Annotated in this window: 18 protein-coding genes; 11 read left to right on the forward strand and 7 right to left on the reverse strand. The window is 54.0% G+C overall.

Annotated elements, in window-relative coordinates; all coding sequences use genetic code 11:
* Positions 1-67: 67 nt before the first annotated feature.
* The 5 genes from bglX (at position 68) to MRY16398_RS08880 (ending at position 6,271) form a co-directional block, all read left to right on the forward strand.
* Complete coding sequence (bglX, locus tag MRY16398_RS08860) at positions 68-2,365, forward strand: beta-glucosidase BglX (RefSeq protein ID WP_041852013.1); 2,298 nt, start codon at positions 68-70, stop codon at positions 2,363-2,365.
* Positions 2,366-2,537: 172 nt separating this feature from the next.
* Positions 2,538-3,449 carry a glycine betaine ABC transporter substrate-binding protein OsmF gene (osmF, locus tag MRY16398_RS08865; RefSeq protein ID WP_041852012.1) on the forward strand — a complete coding sequence of 304 codons (912 nt, stop codon included), beginning with the start codon at positions 2,538-2,540 and terminating at the stop codon, positions 3,447-3,449.
* Between the two features lie 2 nt (positions 3,450-3,451).
* Positions 3,452-4,606, forward strand: a complete 1,155-nt coding sequence (locus MRY16398_RS08870; RefSeq protein ID WP_125124186.1) for an ABC transporter permease — start codon at positions 3,452-3,454, stop codon at positions 4,604-4,606.
* Positions 4,603-5,550: an ABC transporter ATP-binding protein gene (locus MRY16398_RS08875; RefSeq protein WP_041852010.1), complete on the forward strand. Its 948-nt coding sequence runs from the start codon at positions 4,603-4,605 to the stop codon at positions 5,548-5,550. The genes MRY16398_RS08870 and MRY16398_RS08875 overlap by 4 nt, the downstream gene beginning before the upstream one ends.
* On the forward strand, positions 5,534-6,271 hold the full coding sequence (locus MRY16398_RS08880; RefSeq protein ID WP_041852009.1) for an ABC transporter permease: 738 nt from the start codon (positions 5,534-5,536) through the stop codon (positions 6,269-6,271). The genes MRY16398_RS08875 and MRY16398_RS08880 overlap by 17 nt, the downstream gene beginning before the upstream one ends.
* Here the strand turns inward: MRY16398_RS08880 and MRY16398_RS08885 are convergent.
* Positions 6,246-6,359, reverse strand: a complete 114-nt coding sequence (locus tag MRY16398_RS08885) for a protein YohO (RefSeq protein ID WP_075203650.1) — start codon at positions 6,357-6,359, stop codon at positions 6,246-6,248. The genes MRY16398_RS08880 and MRY16398_RS08885 overlap by 26 nt on opposite strands.
* A 58-nt stretch (positions 6,360-6,417) precedes the next feature.
* A complete protein-coding gene (gene mlrA / locus MRY16398_RS08890) occupies positions 6,418-7,149 on the reverse strand; it encodes an HTH-type transcriptional regulator MlrA (protein ID WP_041852008.1) in 732 nt (243 codons plus the stop codon).
* A gap of 220 nt (positions 7,150-7,369) precedes the next feature.
* Here mlrA and MRY16398_RS08895 point away from each other — a divergent pair, with 220 nt between their 5' ends.
* From MRY16398_RS08895 to MRY16398_RS08915, 5 genes are all read left to right on the forward strand, one after another.
* On the forward strand, positions 7,370-9,058 hold the full coding sequence (locus MRY16398_RS08895; protein WP_041852007.1) for a sensor histidine kinase: 1,689 nt from the start codon (positions 7,370-7,372) through the stop codon (positions 9,056-9,058).
* On the forward strand, positions 9,052-9,771 hold the full coding sequence (gene btsR / locus MRY16398_RS08900) for a two-component system response regulator BtsR (RefSeq protein ID WP_041852006.1): 720 nt from the start codon (positions 9,052-9,054) through the stop codon (positions 9,769-9,771). The genes MRY16398_RS08895 and btsR overlap by 7 nt, the downstream gene beginning before the upstream one ends.
* A 105-nt stretch (positions 9,772-9,876) precedes the next feature.
* Positions 9,877-10,218, forward strand: a complete 342-nt coding sequence (locus tag MRY16398_RS08905) for a type II toxin-antitoxin system RelE/ParE family toxin (RefSeq protein ID WP_125124187.1) — start codon at positions 9,877-9,879, stop codon at positions 10,216-10,218.
* Positions 10,215-10,559, forward strand: a complete 345-nt coding sequence (locus tag MRY16398_RS08910; RefSeq protein WP_071195707.1) for a helix-turn-helix domain-containing protein — start codon at positions 10,215-10,217, stop codon at positions 10,557-10,559. The genes MRY16398_RS08905 and MRY16398_RS08910 overlap by 4 nt, the downstream gene beginning before the upstream one ends.
* A gap of 82 nt (positions 10,560-10,641) precedes the next feature.
* Positions 10,642-11,118, forward strand: coding sequence for a YehS family protein (locus MRY16398_RS08915; RefSeq protein ID WP_125124188.1), 477 nt, complete (start codon positions 10,642-10,644; stop codon positions 11,116-11,118).
* Between the two features lie 39 nt (positions 11,119-11,157).
* Here the strand turns inward: MRY16398_RS08915 and MRY16398_RS08920 are convergent, their stop codons facing one another.
* The gene (locus MRY16398_RS08920) at positions 11,158-11,616 is read right to left on the reverse strand and encodes a YehR family lipoprotein (protein WP_041852002.1); all 459 of its coding nucleotides are present in this window, start codon (positions 11,614-11,616) and stop codon (positions 11,158-11,160) included.
* A gap of 86 nt (positions 11,617-11,702) precedes the next feature.
* Positions 11,703-13,733, reverse strand: a complete 2,031-nt coding sequence (gene metG, locus MRY16398_RS08925) for a methionine--tRNA ligase (RefSeq protein WP_071195709.1) — start codon at positions 13,731-13,733, stop codon at positions 11,703-11,705.
* Between the two features lie 176 nt (positions 13,734-13,909).
* On the opposite strand from metG, the gene apbC reads away from it, so the two are divergent.
* Complete coding sequence (apbC, locus tag MRY16398_RS08930; protein WP_071195710.1) at positions 13,910-15,019, forward strand: iron-sulfur cluster carrier protein ApbC; 1,110 nt, start codon at positions 13,910-13,912, stop codon at positions 15,017-15,019.
* A gap of 17 nt (positions 15,020-15,036) precedes the next feature.
* Here apbC and MRY16398_RS08935 read toward each other — a convergent pair whose 3' ends face one another.
* From MRY16398_RS08935 to MRY16398_RS08945, 3 genes are all read right to left on the reverse strand, one after another.
* Positions 15,037-15,462: a GNAT family N-acetyltransferase gene (locus MRY16398_RS08935; RefSeq protein ID WP_041851999.1), complete on the reverse strand. Its 426-nt coding sequence runs from the start codon at positions 15,460-15,462 to the stop codon at positions 15,037-15,039.
* 15 nt (positions 15,463-15,477) lie between these two features.
* Complete coding sequence (locus MRY16398_RS08940; protein WP_071195711.1) at positions 15,478-15,810, reverse strand: RcnB family protein; 333 nt, start codon at positions 15,808-15,810, stop codon at positions 15,478-15,480.
* A 212-nt stretch (positions 15,811-16,022) separates the two neighbouring features.
* Positions 16,023-17,039: a zinc-binding alcohol dehydrogenase family protein gene (locus tag MRY16398_RS08945; protein ID WP_041851997.1), complete on the reverse strand. Its 1,017-nt coding sequence runs from the start codon at positions 17,037-17,039 to the stop codon at positions 16,023-16,025.
* Positions 17,040-17,278 lie beyond the last annotated feature (239 nt).

The raw sequence follows: 17,278 nt of genomic DNA on the forward strand, positions 1-17,278 counted from the left end.
TATGGCACACTGCGTTTTTTTCATGGTCAGGCCCGTGAGTGGCTGTATAAACGAGAGAGTGAACGACATGAAATGGCTATGTTCGGTAGGTGTCGCCGTCAGCCTTGCGCTGCAACCGGTGATGGCAGAAGAGATGTTTGGTAACCATCCTCTGACGCCGCAAGCAAGGGATGCGTTTGTCACTGAATTACTAAAAAAAATGACGGTGGATGAAAAAATTGGGCAACTGCGACTGATTAGCGTCGGGCCGGACAATCCGAAAGAAGCCATCCGTGACATGATTGCCAAAAACCAGGTCGGCGCCATCTTTAATACCGTGACCCGCCCGGATATCCGCGCGATGCAGGATCAGGTCATGCAGCTTAGCCGCCTGAAAATTCCTCTGTTTTTTGCCTACGATGTGGTCCACGGTCAACGGACCGTCTTCCCGATTAGCCTGGGTCTGGCCTCCAGCTTCAATCTTGATGCGGTGAAAACCGTCGGGCGCGTTTCCGCTTATGAAGCGGCGGATGACGGCCTGAACATGACCTGGGCGCCAATGGTGGATGTATCCCGCGATCCGCGCTGGGGCCGTGGCTCTGAAGGCTTTGGTGAAGATACCTACCTGACCACGGAAATGGGCCGCGCGATGGTGAAATCCATGCAGGGCAAAAGCCCGGCGGATCGCTATTCAGTTATGACCAGCGTCAAGCACTTCGCCGCCTATGGCGCGGTTGAAGGGGGCAAGGAATACAATACCGTTGATATGAGCCCACAGCGTCTGTTCAACGACTATTTGCCGCCGTACAAAGCCGGGCTGGAGGCAGGCAGCGGTGCGGTCATGGTGGCGCTGAACTCTCTCAACGGCACGCCGGCAACTTCCGATTCCTGGCTGCTTAAAGATGTCCTGCGCGATGAGTGGGGCTTTAAAGGCATCACCGTTTCGGACCATGGCGCAATCAAAGAATTGATCAAACACGGCGTGGCCGCTGACCCGGAAGATGCGGTACGCGTGGCGCTCAAAGCCGGTATTAACATGAGCATGAGCGACGAGTACTACAGCAAGTACCTGCCGGGGCTTATCAAATCCGGTAAGGTCACCATGGCGGAACTCGACGATGCGACCCGCCACGTGCTGAACGTGAAATATGACATGGGTCTGTTCAACGACCCGTACAGTCACCTGGGGCCGAAAGATTCAGATCCGAAAGACACCAATGCGGAAAGTCGTCTGCATCGTAAAGAAGCACGAGAAGTGGCGCGCGAAAGTCTGGTCCTGCTGAAAAACCGTCTCGACACACTGCCGCTGAAAAAAGACGCGACCATCGCGGTGGTCGGTGCGCTGGCGGACAGCAAGCGTGACATGATGGGAAGCTGGTCGGCAGCCGGTGTGGCGGGGCAATCCGTAACCGTGCTGACAGGTATCCGCAACGCAGTGGGGCCTAAAGGCACTATCCTCTACGCTCGCGGTTCGAATATCACTGACGATAAAGGCATTGTCGATTTCCTCAATCTGTATGAGCCAGCCGTAGTGCAGGACAAACGCAGCCCGCAGGAGATGATTGATGAAGCCGTGACCGTGGCGAAGAAATCGGATGTCGTCGTAGCGGTCGTCGGTGAGGCCCAGGGGATGGCGCACGAAGCGTCAAGCCGTACGGATCTGACCATCCCACAAAGCCAGCGTGATTTGATTGCCGCGCTAAAAGCAACCGGTAAACCGCTGGTGCTGGTGCTGATGAACGGTCGTCCGCTGGCGCTGGTGAAAGAAGATCAGCAGGCCGATGCGATCCTGGAAACCTGGTTTGCCGGTACCGAAGGCGGTAATGCCATCGCAGATGTGCTGTTTGGTGATTACAACCCGTCCGGCAAGCTGCCGATGTCTTTCCCGCGCTCCGTCGGGCAGATCCCGGTCTATTACAGTCACCTGAACACCGGGCGTCCGTATAATGCCGATAAACCGAACAAGTACACGTCACGCTACTTCGACGAGGCCAATGGTCCGCTGTATCCGTTCGGTTACGGCCTGAGTTACACCACGTTTAACGTCTCCGATGTGAAAATGTCGGCGCCGACCATGACCCGTGACGGCAAAGTGACGGCCAGCGTCGATGTTACCAATACCGGCAAACGCGACGGTGCGACGGTTGTCCAGATGTACCTGCAGGATGTGACGGCGTCCATGAGTCGTCCGGTAGAACAACTGCGTGGTTTCGAAAAAGTGGATCTCAAAGCCGGGGAAACCAAAACCGTCAGCTTCCCGATTGATATCGAGGCGCTTAAGTTCTGGAATCAACGCATGAAATACGATGCAGAACCCGGCAAATTCAATGTCTTTATCGGTCTGGATTCAGCCCGTGTTAAACAGGGTGAATTTACCCTCCAGTAACCCCGCAAAGGCCGCTTTTTAGCGGCCTTTCATCTTTAAACCCCTTGCGTTATAACCGCTTCGTCTAATCAGAAACATCAAAATCTGAACGACTGATTTATTCCAGGTCGATTCTCTACTACGCTTTTTGCACAGCCGGAAATCCAGGCACCACAAAAAAAGAGGTAAGAGCATGAAATCATTTTCGCAATGGAGCGCTGCAGGGTTATTGATGCTGGCCGCAGGCGCACAGGCGGCTGAGCCGGTTAAAGTGGGTTCCAAGATTGATACCGAAGGCGCGCTGCTGGGCAATATCATTTTGCAGGTCCTGGAAAGCCATGGCGTGAAAACCGTCAATAAAGTCCAGTTGGGTACCACCCCGGTGGTGCGCGGGGCGATCACCTCGGGTGAACTGGATATCTACCCGGAATATACCGGCAATGGCGCGTTTTTCTTTAAGGAGGAGAACGATCCGGCGTGGAAAAATGCGCAGCAAGGCTATGACAAAGTCAAAAAGCTGGATGCGGAGAAAAACAAACTGGTCTGGCTGACGCCAGCGCCTGCCAATAATACCTGGACTATCGCGGTACGCCAGGATGTAGCGCAGAAAAACAAGCTGGTCTCCCTTGACGATCTCAGCCGCTATCTGAAAGAGGGCGGTACCTTTAAACTTGCCGCTTCCGCCGAGTTTATCGAGCGTACCGATGCCTTACCGGCCTTCGAAAAAGCCTATAACTTCAAGCTCAACCAGCAGCAGTTGCTGTCGCTGGCGGGGGGTGATACGGCAGTGACCATCAAAGCCGCTGCACAGCAAACATCAGGCGTGAACGCGGCGATGGCCTACGGCACAGATGGGCCGGTTGCGGCGCTGGGGCTGCAAACCCTGACCGACCCGAAAGGCGTTCAGCCCATTTATGCGCCTGCCCCGGTTGTGCGCGAAGCGGTGCTGAAAGCTTACCCGCAACTGGATGAGTGGCTGAAACCGGTATTTGCCAGCCTGGATGAAAAAACGCTGCAGAAACTGAATGCCAGCATTGCAGTGGAAGGTCTCGACGCCAAAAAAGTGGCCGCCGATTACCTGAAAGGAAAGGGACTGATTAAATAAACGTGGAGCGACGTTGTCATAACCGCGTGTTGTTGCTGCTGGTGTTACTGGCACTGGCGGCAATAACACTGCCCTTCGTGAGTTACGCCCCTAACCGCCTGGTCTCCGGGGAAAGTCGTGCAATCTGGCAGGTCTGGCCCGCATATGCCGCCTGGGGACTGCTTGTACCGGCAGGGCTACTGCTTTTGAGCTTTCTCCCGCATCGCATTGCCAGTCTGGCAACGTTACTGCTTACCGAAGCGTCATTTTGCGCCTTAGTCTGGTGCGCGGGCAGGGCGGCCACCGATCTGGCGCAATCTGGCAGCGCACTTGCCCGCACCTCCCCCGGCAGCGGCTTATGGCTGTGGCTGGCGCTGTCGTTACTGGCCAGTAGTGATGCAATCCGACGGCTAACGGACAATCCGGTCTGGCGCTGGCTGCTGCATGCGCAAATCTGGCTACTGCCCCTGTGGCTGCTGCTCTGTGGGCAACTGGATTCGCTCTCTTTGCTTAAGGAGTACGCGAATCGGCAGGACGTCTTTAACGATGCGCTGGCGCAACATCTCAAACTGCTGTTTGGTACGCTGCTACCGGCGCTGGCGCTGGGGGTAGGTATCGGCCTGTGGTGTTATCGCCATCCGTCGCGTCAACAACCGGTGTTTGCCGTATTGAATGTGATTCAGACCGTGCCGTCCGTTGCGCTATTTGGTCTGCTGATCGCACCACTGGCAGGGCTGGTGGCGCAGTTCCCCTGGCTGGGTTCGCTCGGCGTGGCGGGGACCGGTATCACACCTGCGCTGATTGCGCTGGTTCTCTATGCGTTGTTACCGCTGGTTCGCGGTGTGGTGGCGGGCTTAAACCAGGTGCCGGTAGATGTGCTTGAAAGCGCCAAAGGGATGGGCATGAGCGCCCGTCAGCGGTTTTTGCATATACGTCTGCCGCTGGCGTTACCCATTTTGCTGCGTAGCCTGCGGGTGGTCACGGTACAGACGGTGGGCATGGCGGTGATTGCGGCGCTGATTGGCGCAGGCGGCTTTGGCGCACTGGTGTTTCAGGGGCTTTTAAGTAGCGCACTGGATCTTGTGTTATTGGGTGTGATCCCGGTTATTGCTTTGGCAGTGGTCGTGGACGCACTGTTTGCGCTGGGTATCGCGCTGTTGGAGGTAAAACAGCCATGATTGAATTCAGGCATGTCAGCAAATCCTTCGCCGGGCAACAGGCGGTGAGCGATCTGAATCTTGAATGTAAAACCGGCGCGTTTTCCGTGTTGATTGGTACATCAGGATCCGGGAAGTCCACCACCCTGAAAATGATCAACCGCCTGGTAGAACATGATGAAGGCACCATTTTGTTTGCCGGTGAAGAGATTCGCAGCCTGCCGGTACTGGAACTGCGTCGGCGGATGGGTTACGCCATTCAGTCGATAGGCCTGTTTCCGCACTGGACGGTGGCCCACAACATCGCCACCGTGTTGCAACTGCAAAAATGGTCGCGAGGGAAAATCGCCGCGCGAGTAGATGAACTGATGGCTTTACTGGGGCTGGATGAGAGCCTGCGCGACCGTTTTCCCCATCAACTTTCCGGCGGTCAGCAGCAGCGTGTTGGTGTAGCCCGCGCGCTGGCGGCAGACCCGGAGGTGTTGCTGATGGATGAACCCTTCGGTGCGCTGGATCCGGTCACGCGCGGTGCGCTCCAGCAGGAGATGATTCGTATCCACCGTCTGCTGGGCCGCACCATTGTGCTGGTCACCCATGATATTGATGAGGCGTTACAGTTGGCGGATCACCTGGTCTTAATGGACAGTGGGGCGATTGTGCAGCAGGGGACACCGCTGGAGATGTTAACCCGCCCGGCAACCCCGTTTGTCCGCGACTTTTTTGGTCGCAGCGAGTTGGGAGTTCGTCTGCTTTCATTGCGCCATGTCAGCGCCTGGATGCGGCCGGGCGAAACGGTGGCCGGGGAACCACTGCGAGAGGATATGACCTTGCGCGAAGCCTTATCGCTGTTTGTCGCCCGCCAGTGTGATGTGCTCCCCGTCGCTGATGCGCAAGGCGTGCCCTGCGGTACGCTGCATTTTCGCGACCTGCTCAGAACGGAGGCGCTCAGTGAGACTTCTGCGTGACCCGTTACTCTGGCTTATCGCCGTGTTTGTCGCACTGCTGGTGGCGATGCCCTACAGCGGCGCACTCTTTGGCACGCTATTTCCCCAGTTGCCGCGACCGGTTTATCAGCAGGAAAGTTTTGTCTCCCTGACGCTTGCCCATTTCTGGCTGGTGGGGGTGTCGAGTCTGCTGGCGATTGTCATTGGGCTGGGGGCGGGAATTGCAGTGACGCGCCCGTGGGGCCGCGAATTTCGCCCGCTGGTGGAGACCATTGCCGCAGTAGGACAGACCTTTCCACCGGTGGCGGTACTGGCCATTGCGGTACCGGTTATGGGATTTGGCCGCGAACCTGCCATTATCGCGCTGATCCTCTATGGGGTCTTGCCGATATTACAGGGAACGCTGGCGGGCATTGCCGCCGTGCCGGAGAGCGTACACAGCGTGGCAAAAGGGATGGGGATGAGCAGTATGCAACAACTTTTCAGGGTTGAACTGCCGCTGGCGGCGCCGGTCATTATCGCCGGGATCCGCACGTCCGTGATTATTAACATCGGTACGGCGACCATTGCGTCTACGGTCGGCGCCAGCACGCTGGGAACGCCGATCATTATCGGTCTGAGCGGGTTTAATACGGCTTACGTCGTGCAAGGGGCCGTTCTGGTTGCGCTGGCCGCTATCATTGTTGATAGAGGATTTGAGCGTCTTGCCCGCTTATTCAGCCTGCACCGCCGCGAACAATAAAAGAGTAGCCAGCGAGCATCACGCCACCGATGCCGCCGATCGCCATCAGCAGAAAAATCGCAATGACGGTAAGTTTGGACAGGTTCATTTTTCGCTCCTTTGTTAAGAAAAGTATTATACGAGGAAGCGGGGCTGTTAATGAACCATTAAATGCCCAGGGGAAAAATGGCATGTCCGTTTTGCTGCCAGTCATGCATCTGTTTTTGCTGTGATGAGGAGGGGGCCTCGCCACACCACACCAGTAATGTCTGGCCTTCAAACATCTCCGGGCGCAGATAACTCAACGAGTGCGCCAGCACGTCGACCCGCCAGCCTTGCTGGCTTGCCATCCAGCCCTCCAGCCAGATTCGGGTAGTATCCTGCACATTCCAGCCGACAACCAGCGCGTCACGCCCGTTTTTCTTGCGCGCGGTATTCAGGCAACCGCAAATATAGTTAATCAACACCCCATCAAGCAGACTGAGCATCACCGTGAGGGCAGGCTGCTGGGATTGCAGACGGCGACGAAGAGGGATAAACAGGTGGGTTATCAGGGTCTCTGCCGGATAGTCGTGGCTGCGCTCTTTGATCCACAGACGCAGCCGCTGCAGGTTGCCGCTTTGCAGAATCTGCAATACTGCTTCCTGTTGCGCGCGCCAGCCATTACGTTCATGTTCGGGTTCATTATTGAGCAGGGTCTGTACTTTACTGACCTGGACCCCGGTATCGATCCAGCGTTTTATTTCACGAATTCGGTCGATGTCGGCATCGGTAAACAACCGATGACCGCCTTCCGTGCGCTGTGGTTTGAACAATCCGTAGCGTCGCTGCCATGCCCGCAAAGTCACGGGATTGATATCGCATAACATCGCCACTTCACCAATCGTGTAAAGCGCCATGGTTTCACCTTTGCAAGAAATCCCCCACTTTAACTTTAGCCGTTCTTACTTAAACCAGGTTGAATTGTTTGTTTAATGTTCGATATGTATCCATTTCGTATCATTATGCTTTCAGGATTGTGATAACGAGCACGAATTAACATTTTTTTGGAAACCCTCAAAGAATCTCTGCGCGACTCCATGTAAGGTACGCGCTTTCAGTCAACGCGGTGCTGCGGGTATGTACGAATTTAATCTGGTGTTGCTGCTGCTCCAGCAAATGTGTGTGTTTTTGGTTATCGCCTGGCTGATGAGCAAAACACGTCTTTTTATTCCGCTGATGCAAGTCACGGTACGTCTGCCGCATAAATTGCTCTGTTATGTCACCTTTTCGATTTTCTGCATTCTGGGTACCTATTTCGGTTTGCATATTGAAGATTCTATTGCCAATACCCGCGCTATTGGTGCGGTGATGGGCGGGTTGCTCGGCGGCCCGCTGGTGGGCGGGCTGGTGGGGTTAACGGGGGGGTTACACCGTTACTCAATGGGCGGCATGACCGCGTTGAGCTGTATGATTTCCACCATTGTGGAAGGGCTGCTCGGTGGGCTGGTACACAGTATTTTAATCAAGCGTGGCCGCACCGACAGGGTCTTTAATCCGCTTACCGCCGGGGCCATTACCTGTGTAGCGGAGCTGACACAGATGCTGATCATCCTGCTTATCGCCCGACCGTATGAGAGCGCGCTGCATCTGGTGCAAAGTATTGCTGCCCCAATGATGGTGACCAATACCGTGGGCGCGGCGCTGTTTATGCGTATCCTGCTCGACAAGCGCGCCATGTTTGAAAAATACACCTCGGCGTTTTCTGCCACGGCCCTCAAAGTCGCCGCATCGACCGAAGGGATCTTGCGTCAGGGCTTCAACGAAGAAAACAGCATGAAAGTTGCCCAGGTTCTCTATAAAGAGCTGGATATCGGTGCGGTGGCGATTACCGATCGCGAGAAGCTACTGGCGTTTACCGGCACGGGGGACGACCATCATCTTCCCGGCAGGCCTATCTCGTCCGTCTGGACGCAAAAAGCCATCGAAAGTGGCGAAGTGGTGTATGCCGATGGTAATGAGGTGCCGTACCGCTGCTCGCTGCATCCACAGTGCAAACTGGGTTCAACGCTGGTCATTCCATTACGCGGTGAAAACCAGCGCGTTGTGGGCACCATCAAACTGTATGAAGCAAAAAACCGGCTCTTTAGCTCCATCAACCGCACCCTGGGAGAGGGGATTGCGCAGTTGCTGTCGGCGCAAATCCTTGCCGGACAGTATGAGCGGCAAAAAGCGTTGCTGACCCAGTCGGAAATCAAATTACTGCATGCGCAGGTCAATCCCCATTTTCTGTTCAATGCCCTAAATACGCTAATGGCGGTGATCCGCCGCGACAGCGATCAGGCCGGTCTGCTGGTGCAATATCTGTCGACATTCTTTCGCAAAAACCTTAAGCGACCGTCGGAAATCGTCACCCTGGCCGATGAGCTTGAACACGTTAATGCGTATCTGCAAATTGAAAAGGCGCGCTTTCAGTCCCGCCTACAGGTACAACTGCACGTACCGGATGCGCTTTCGCATCTCCATCTGCCCGCTTTTACCCTGCAACCGATTGTGGAAAATGCCATTAAACATGGCACCTCACAACTGCTTGGCGTAGGGGAAATCACCATTAACGCCAGCCAGGACGGTGACCATCTGGTGTTGGATATTGAAGATAATGCCGGGCTGTATCAGCCCAAAACGGATGCCAGTGGTTTAGGGATGAGTCTGGTGGATAAGCGCCTGCGGGCGCGCTTTGGTGATGGATGCGGCATTTCGGTTGCCTGCGAGCCTGATATCTTTACCCGAATTACCCTACGACTCCCGCTGGAGGAAAGCGCATGTTAAAAGTGCTGATTGTTGATGATGAACCGTTGGCGCGTGAAAATCTGCGTATTTTACTGCAGGAAGAGAACGACATTGAGATTGTGGGCGAATGCGCCAACGCGGTTGAGGGCATCGGCGCGGTGCATAAATTGCGCCCGGACGTGCTGTTTCTTGATATCCAGATGCCGCGCATTAGCGGGCTGGAAATGGTGGGGATGCTCGACCCGGAACACCGACCCTATGTGGTTTTTCTTACCGCTTTTGATGAATACGCGGTGAAGGCGTTTGAGGAACATGCCTTTGACTATCTGCTAAAACCGATAGAGGCGCGCCGCCTGGAGAAAACCCTCACCCGGCTGCGCCAGGAGCGCAATGTCCAGGACGTATCGGTGCTGCCGGAAAATCAGGCCTCGCTGAAATTTATTCCCTGTACCGGGCATAGCCGCATTTATCTGTTGCAGATGGATGAGGTTGCGTTTGTGAGTAGCCGCATGAGCGGCGTCTATGTCACCAGCCACGACGGCAAAGAGGGCTTCACCGAACTGACCCTGCGCACGCTGGAGAGCCGTACGCCGTTGCTGCGCTGCCATCGGCAGTATCTGGTGAATATGGCACATCTGAAAGAGATCCGTCTGGAAGATAACGGCCAGGCGGAGTTGCTGCTGCGCGACGGACAGACTGTGCCGGTTAGCCGTCGCTATCTTAAGAACTTAAAAGAAGCGCTGGGGTTGTAGCCGCTAATAAAACGCGAACTTTTTCGCAAGAAAGCATCGCTGCTATTGTGAACAAGCCTGGTATATAATTTTATACGCATCCACACACAGTAAGGATGCGCAGTAATGTATGCAAAGGATATCAACTGGCGAGGCTCTACACTCGACGATCTCATCACTTTCCCGCAGGCGATAAGGCGTATCGCAGGTTTCGAACTCCACAAAGTTCAGCATGGCAAGGAACCGACGGACTGGAAGCCGATTAATGAGTGGGGGATGGGCGTCATTGAGATTCGCCTGCATGGTGAAGACGGTGAGTATCGTGTGGTGTATGTCGCCAGGTTTTCCGATGTCGTTTGTGTCCTGCATTGTTTTCAAAAGAAAACACAAAAAACGAGCCAGCGGGATATCGCCATCATCAAAGCACGATATAAAGCAGCACGAGACGAATGGAGACAGAAAAAATGACGCATAAAGTGGATACAAAGGTTCGTCACATCACAAAAGCCAGTGGCAACATTTTTTCTGACCTTGGGTTTGCCCCGCAGGAGGCATCGCAACTGCTGGCTGCGTCCAGAGAAGAGATGGCAAGAGCCGATGAATTAAAGAAGCAACTGATGATGGAAATCACCGACTGGATGAAACACAACGGTCTTAAACAGGTCGATGCCGCCAAAGTTCTCCATGTCTCTCGCCCCCGCGTGTCCGATGTCGTTAACCAGAAAACAGAAAAATTCACCATTGATACATTGGTCGGTATGGCAACACTGATTGGAAAACGTGTGCAACTGGTTATTGATAAGGTTTAACCGGCTGCAATCTAAAAGAAGCGCTGGGGTTGTAGCTTTTGATGGTAGACTGCGCGCTTACGATGATTTTTTCGAAGGCTTTATGCTCAATAACGATATCTTACGTAGCTTACGCTACGCACTGAAAATGAATAATGGCGACCTCAAGCGCGTGTTTGCGCTGGCAGACGCCCCGGTGAGCGACGAGCAGCTTGTCGGCTGGTTGCACAAAGAAGATGAAGAGGGCTTTCAGCGCTGTCCGGACATTATGATGTCTGTCTTCCTCAACGGCCTGATTTATGAACGCCGTGGTAAAAATGAATCTCAGCCTGCGCTGGTGACCGAGCGTAAGATGACAAACAACATCATCCTTAAAAAATTACGCATCGCCTTTTCGCTGAAAACGGACGATATTCTGGCGATCCTCACCGAGCAGAAATTCCGCGTCTCCATGCCGGAGATTACCGCCATGATGCGGGCGACCGAGCATAAAAATTTCCGTGAATGCGGCGATCAGTTCTTACGTTATTTCCTGCGTGGACTGGCGGTGCGTGAGCACGCGAAGCCTGCTGCTCAGTAAAGGCAATGCCAGCGCGTGACAAACGCGCTGGCACGTTGATTATTTCACTTCTTTAAAACCATGTGATTCCAGAAGCTGTTGTGATTTCGTCATGCTGACGCCATCTTTCACATCACCGGTGAACGCCGCGCCCTGTATCTGCTGCAATGCGTTACGATCGGCTTTGGTATAGTCGACAGTCAATGTTTCTGTCGCGTAAGTGTCCTGATAATCGATACTTTCCGTTACGCCCTGAATCGATTTGTATTTCTCACTGATCGGCCCCAGACGTTGCATAGCTGCCTCTTTATTTGCGGCCCCAACGCTTGCGTACTGAATCTTATTCTTTGCCGTCTGACGTAATACCACATCGTCTTTATAGTAATAGGTCAGAGAAATTTCTGTTTTGCCATCCGTCCAGTTAAATGTCTTACTCTGTTCTTTGTCACCACAGCCGCTGACGGCAAATAAGACCAGAGTAGTCAGTGCGATGGCGATCATTTTTTTAAACATATTCATAAAGCCCCTTTTGTTAGAAAAATCCTGTCCATTGAAGAATAGTGCAATAAAAAAAAGGCGCTGTTTTCACAGCGCCTTTCAGCGATTTATTTTACCTGTTGGCCAGGTTTTGCACCCTCATCAGGGCTTAACAGGAAGATATCTTTCCCGCCAGGGCCTGCGGCCATCACCATACCTTCTGAAATACCGAAGCGCATTTTGCGCGGCGCCAGGTTAGCGACCATCACCGTCAGGCGACCGATCAGCACCTGCGGGTCCGGGTAGGCGGAACGAATGCCGGAGAAGACATTGCGTTTCTGACCGCCCAGATCCAGCGTCAGGCGCAGCAGCTTGTCAGAACCTTCGACAAACTCCGCGTTTTCAATCAGCGCCACGCGCAGGTCGACTTTAGCGAAATCGTCAAAACTGATGGTTTCGGCAATCGGGTCATCTGCCAGCGGACCGGTGACCGGTGCGGCAGCGGCTTTCACTTCCTCTTTTGACGCCTCAACCAGCGCTTCGACCTGTTTCATCTCAATGCGGTTATACAACGCCTTAAAGGTATTCACTTTGTGGCCAAGCAGCGGCTGTTCGATAGCATCCCAAACCAGTGTGGTGTTCAGGAACGCCTCGACACGTTCGCTCAGGGTCGGCAGAACCGGTTTCAGCCAGGTCATCAGCACGCGGAACAGGTTGATACCCATGGAGCAAATCGCCTGCAGATCAGCATCGCGACCTTCCTGTTTCGCGACAACCCACGGTGCCTGCTCGTCAACATAACGGTTAGCCACGTCAGCCAGCGCCATGATTTCACGAATCGCTTTGCCGAATTCACGGCTCTCCCACGCATCAGCAATGGTGGCCGACGCATCGGTAAAGGTTTTATACAGTGCCGGATCCGCCAGCTCAGCCGCCAGTACACCATCGAAACGTTTGGCGATAAAGCCTGCACAACGGGACGCCAGATTCACCACTTTGTTGACGATATCAGCGTTAACGCGCTGAACGAAATCTTCCAGATTCAGGTCGATGTCATCGATACGGGAAGAAAGCTTCGCCGCGTAGTAGTAACGCAGGCTGTCCGCATCAAAGTGGTTCAGCCAGGTGCTGGCCTTAATAAAGGTGCCGCGCGATTTGGACATCTTCGCACCGTTCACTGTCACGTAACCGTGCACGAACAGATTGGTCGGCTTGCGGAAATTGCTGCCTTCCAGCATCGCTGGCCAGAACAGGCTGTGGAAATAGACGATGTCTTTACCGATAAAGTGATACAGCTCGGCATCAGACTCTTTTTTCCACCAATCGTCAAAGTTCAGGTCGCTGCGTTTATCGCACAGGTTCTTGAAGGAGCCCATGTAGCCGATAGGCGCATCCAGCCAAACGTAGAAATATTTGCCCGGCGCGTTGGGGATTTCGAAACCGAAATAGGGTGCGTCACGGGAGATATCCCACTGCTGCAGGCCGGCGTCGAACCACTCCTGCATTTTGTTGGCCACCTGCTCCTGCAGCGCACCGCTACGGGTCCACGCCTGCAGCATTTCACTGAACGAAGGCAGGTCGAAGAAGAAGTGTTCGGAATCACGCATTTCAGGCGTTGCGCCGGACACCACGGATTTCGGGTCGATAAGTTCGGTCGGGCTGTAGGTCGCGCCGCACACTTCACAGTTATCGCCGTACTGATCCGGAGACTTACATTTCGGGCAGGTGCCTTTCACAAAACGATCCGGCAAGAACATCCCTTTTTCCGGGTCGTAAAGCTGAGAGATAGTGCGGTTTTTAATAAAACCGTTCTCTTTCAGGCGAGTGTAGATCAGCTCCGACAGCTCGCGGTTCTCTTCGCTGTGCGTAGAGTGGTAGTTGTCATAGCTGATATTAAAGCCAGCGAAATCCGTCTGGTGTTCCTGACTCATGTCACCAATCATCTGCTCCGGGGTGATGCCCATTTGTTGCGCTTTGAGCATAATCGGCGTGCCGTGAGCATCGTCCGCGCAGATGAAGTTGACATTGTGGCCGCGCATTCGCTGGTAACGGACCCAGACATCAGCCTGGATGTGCTCCAGCATATGGCCGAGGTGGATTGAGCCGTTGGCGTACGGCAATGCGCACGTTACCAGAATTTTCTTCGCGACTTGAGTCATAGTGGGTATTACTTCTTCTTTAGTAAAAAGGGGTTTTGATGTTACCTGAAAGGGAAAAGTTGTGCCATAAAAGCCCGCCCTGGATTGGGCACTATTGAGAAATGAAAAATGGGTGACAGTGGAGTAAACTTGAACCTTAACAATGTCTTTTTAGAACAACATAACAAGGAGTCGGGATGAACTCTCAATCCCAGGCCAAATCCCCAGAAGCCTTGCGTGCGCTCGTCGCCGGAACGCTGGCCAATTTTCAGCACCCAACCCTCAAGCATAATCTTACCGCGCTTAAGGCGGTTCATCATGTTGCCTGGCTGGATGACACCGTCCATATTGAGCTGCTGATGCCCTTTGTCTGGCGCAGTGCGTTTGAAGAGTTGAAAGAGCAATGCAGTGCCGAACTACTGCGACTTACGGGCGCGCGAGCGATTGACTGGAAGCTCTCCCACAATGTCGCCACCTTAAAGCGGGTGAAAAATCAGCCTGGCGTGAACGGTGTAAAGAACATCATTGCCGTCAGCTCCGGTAAAGGCGGGGTAGGAAAATCCTCTACCGCCGTCAATCTGGCGTTGGCGCTGGCGGCGGAAGGGGCAAAAGTCGGTATTCTGGATGCGGATATCTACGGCCCGTCAATCCCGATGATGCTGGGGGCGGAAGGTGAACGCCCGACCTCGCCGGATGGCACTCATATGGCGCCGATTATGGCGCACGGACTGGCGACCAACTCCATTGGCTATCTGGTGACTGACGATAATGCCATGGTGTGGCGCGGTCCAATGGCCAGCAAGGCGCTCCTGCAACTGCTGCAAGAATCTATGTGGCCCGATCTTGACTATCTGGTACTCGACATGCCGCCGGGCACTGGCGACATCCAGCTTACGCTGGCGCAGAATATTCCGGTTACCGGCGCGGTGGTGGTGACCACGCCGCAGGATATCGCGCTGATTGATGCCAAAAAAGGCATTGTGATGTTCGAGAAAGTGGAAGTACCGGTGCTGGGTATCGTGGAAAACATGAGCATGCATATTTGCAGCAACTGTGGTCATCACGAGCCGATTTTCGGTACCGGCGGGGCAGAGAAACTGGCCGGGCAGTACCACACGCAACTGCTGGGGCAACTGCCATTGCACATTAGCCTGCGTGAAGATCTCGACCGGGGGCAGCCGACGGTTGTCAGCCGTCCGGACAGCGAGTTCACCGGTTTGTATCGCAAGCTGGCGGGGCGCGTTGCGGCGCAACTCTACTGGCAGGGTGAAGTGATTCCCGGTGATATCGCGTTTCGCGCGGTATAAATGGATAAGGCTGCCCGTCAGGGCAGCCGATAATGCATGAGCAGATAGTTCCCGTCCGGCGATGTGCCTTCCGCTTCAACGTGCCAGCCATGGTGCTGATAAAACGCCAGCGCGTGGTGGTTTTGCACCAGACATTTCAGTGAACCTGTACTGGTAAATTCAGACTGCACTTTTTTCAGCAGCGCGCTGCCGACCCCTTTGCCTTGTGCATTCGGGTCAACAAACAGGCTATGCAGAAAATTGTCGTTCACATACACGGCGGCAAAACCAAGCCGGTGCCCGTCTTCTTCCGCCACCCAGATGGTTTCATCACGGGTAACGGCGTCAAAATCTTCCAGTTGCCAGTCGCTACCGTCCAGCCATGTCCAGTTTGCCCTGCGGGAATGCAGGAACAATGTACGCAGAAAAGGGCGGTCGTTCTCTTGCCAGGGGCGAATAATCAATAGGATTTCCTGAAATTAACGGTGGTAAAAGATGTCGCCATTGTAGGCTTTCAAAATTTTACCGTCGGCGTCCGTGATAAGCACGTAATTTCCACCCATATAGGTCCAGTGGCTACCCGGATCAGGCGCAGGCAAATTGCGCAGATTCCACTGCTTAATGTTGTACTCTTCGCTACGGTACATTTCGGGCACCGTATCGCCGATGGTGAATTTAGTAAAATCGGCAACAAAATCCTTCACTTCATAAGACTGGGTTCCGCCTGTCGCGGCAGGGGTTTGCGGTGCAGCAAAAGTCGCACTGGCCGTTGCCAATAATGTTCCCAGAAGCAACATTTTTGTTTTACCCATAATCTCTCCAGGTGTCGTGGGTTTTCATTTTGCGGGGCTTATCATCGACTACTGTCTGGCGACGTCGCAACCGCGAAAATGTTATGAAAATAATGCTTTGGTAAAAAGTGTAAGCAAAAGAAGAGAACAGCAGGAGAGGCGGAACGCTTTTTTCGCTATCCGCCTGAGTATAAAAGTGTTTTTAAGAGAAATCCTGGCTATATTTCAATGCGTTAGTGCGCAGAAAATCCTTCCAGCACGATTTTGCCTACCGCACGGTGCGTTTCAAGCAACTGGTGCGCTTTACGCAGATTTTGTGCGTTGATGGCGCCGAAGTGTTCTCCCAGCGTGGTTTTGATAACCCCATCATCAATAAGTGCGGCGACACGCGCCAGTAAACGGTGTTGCTCCGCGATATCGGCGGTCCCGAACATGGAGCGGGTAAACATAAATTCCCAGTGCAAAGAAATGCTTTTCACTTTTAAGGGCACAGCGTCAAGTGATTGCGGATCGTCAATCAGGGCCAGTTTACCTTGTGGTTGCAGGGCGTTGATCAACTGCTGATAGTGCTGCTCCGTGTTGTTGAGGCTGGCAACGTGGCTGACCTGCTTAATGCCAATGCGCGCCAGCTCCTCGGTTAACGGTTTGCTATGATCGATAACATGGTGCGCGCCCAACTCGCTAACCCACTGCTGGCTTTGCGGGCGGGATGCCGTGCCAATCACCGTCAGACGGGTCAATTTACGCGCCAGTTGCGTCAGAATGGAGCCTACGCCGCCTGCGGCACCGACAATCAACAGCACGTCGCCTTCGTTGCCCTCTTCACGTACCCCTAAACGGTCAAACAACATTTCCCAGGCAGTGATGGCGGTTAGCGGGAGGGCCGCGGCAGAGGCGAAATCCAGCGAGTCAGGTTTGTGGGCGGCAATGCGCTCATCCACCAGTTGAAATTCGCTGTTACTGCCAGGACGGGTCAATGCCCCGGCATACCAGACTTCGTCGCCGGGCTTAAATAACGTGACCTTGTCGCCAACGGCGGTAACCACACCGGTCGCGTCCCAGCCCAGTACGCGGGGTTTATCGGCGTTAAACCCGGCGCGGACTTTGGTATCCACCGGGTTAACAGAGATGGCTTTCACTTCGACCAGCACATCATGACCTTCGGCTTTCGGTGTTGGTAATTCAATGTCGGTTAAAAAGTCAATGTTGCTGCCGTTCTGTGCGGCCTGAGTAATAGCAATAGCTTTCATAAACACTCCGTGATTTCAGTATTCGTCAGGGGATGTGTTAATGCTAGTTCGCTTGGGGGCAGGTGAAAAACCCGCGCGGGAGGGGAGCACTTATCCTCCAGAAGTGAAAATAGCGTGCGATGCCTCAACGCTGAAAGTTCCTTGCGGTGAGCAGTGACAGAGCGCTACTCAGTATGGCAGAGTGCTGTACACGGTATTTTGGGCTGAGCAGCAGAGCTCAACGGGTTCAATGATTTCAG

The organism is Phytobacter sp. MRY16-398 (genome assembly GCF_003925915.1).
GTDB classification, from domain to species: domain Bacteria; phylum Pseudomonadota; class Gammaproteobacteria; order Enterobacterales; family Enterobacteriaceae; genus Phytobacter; species Phytobacter diazotrophicus.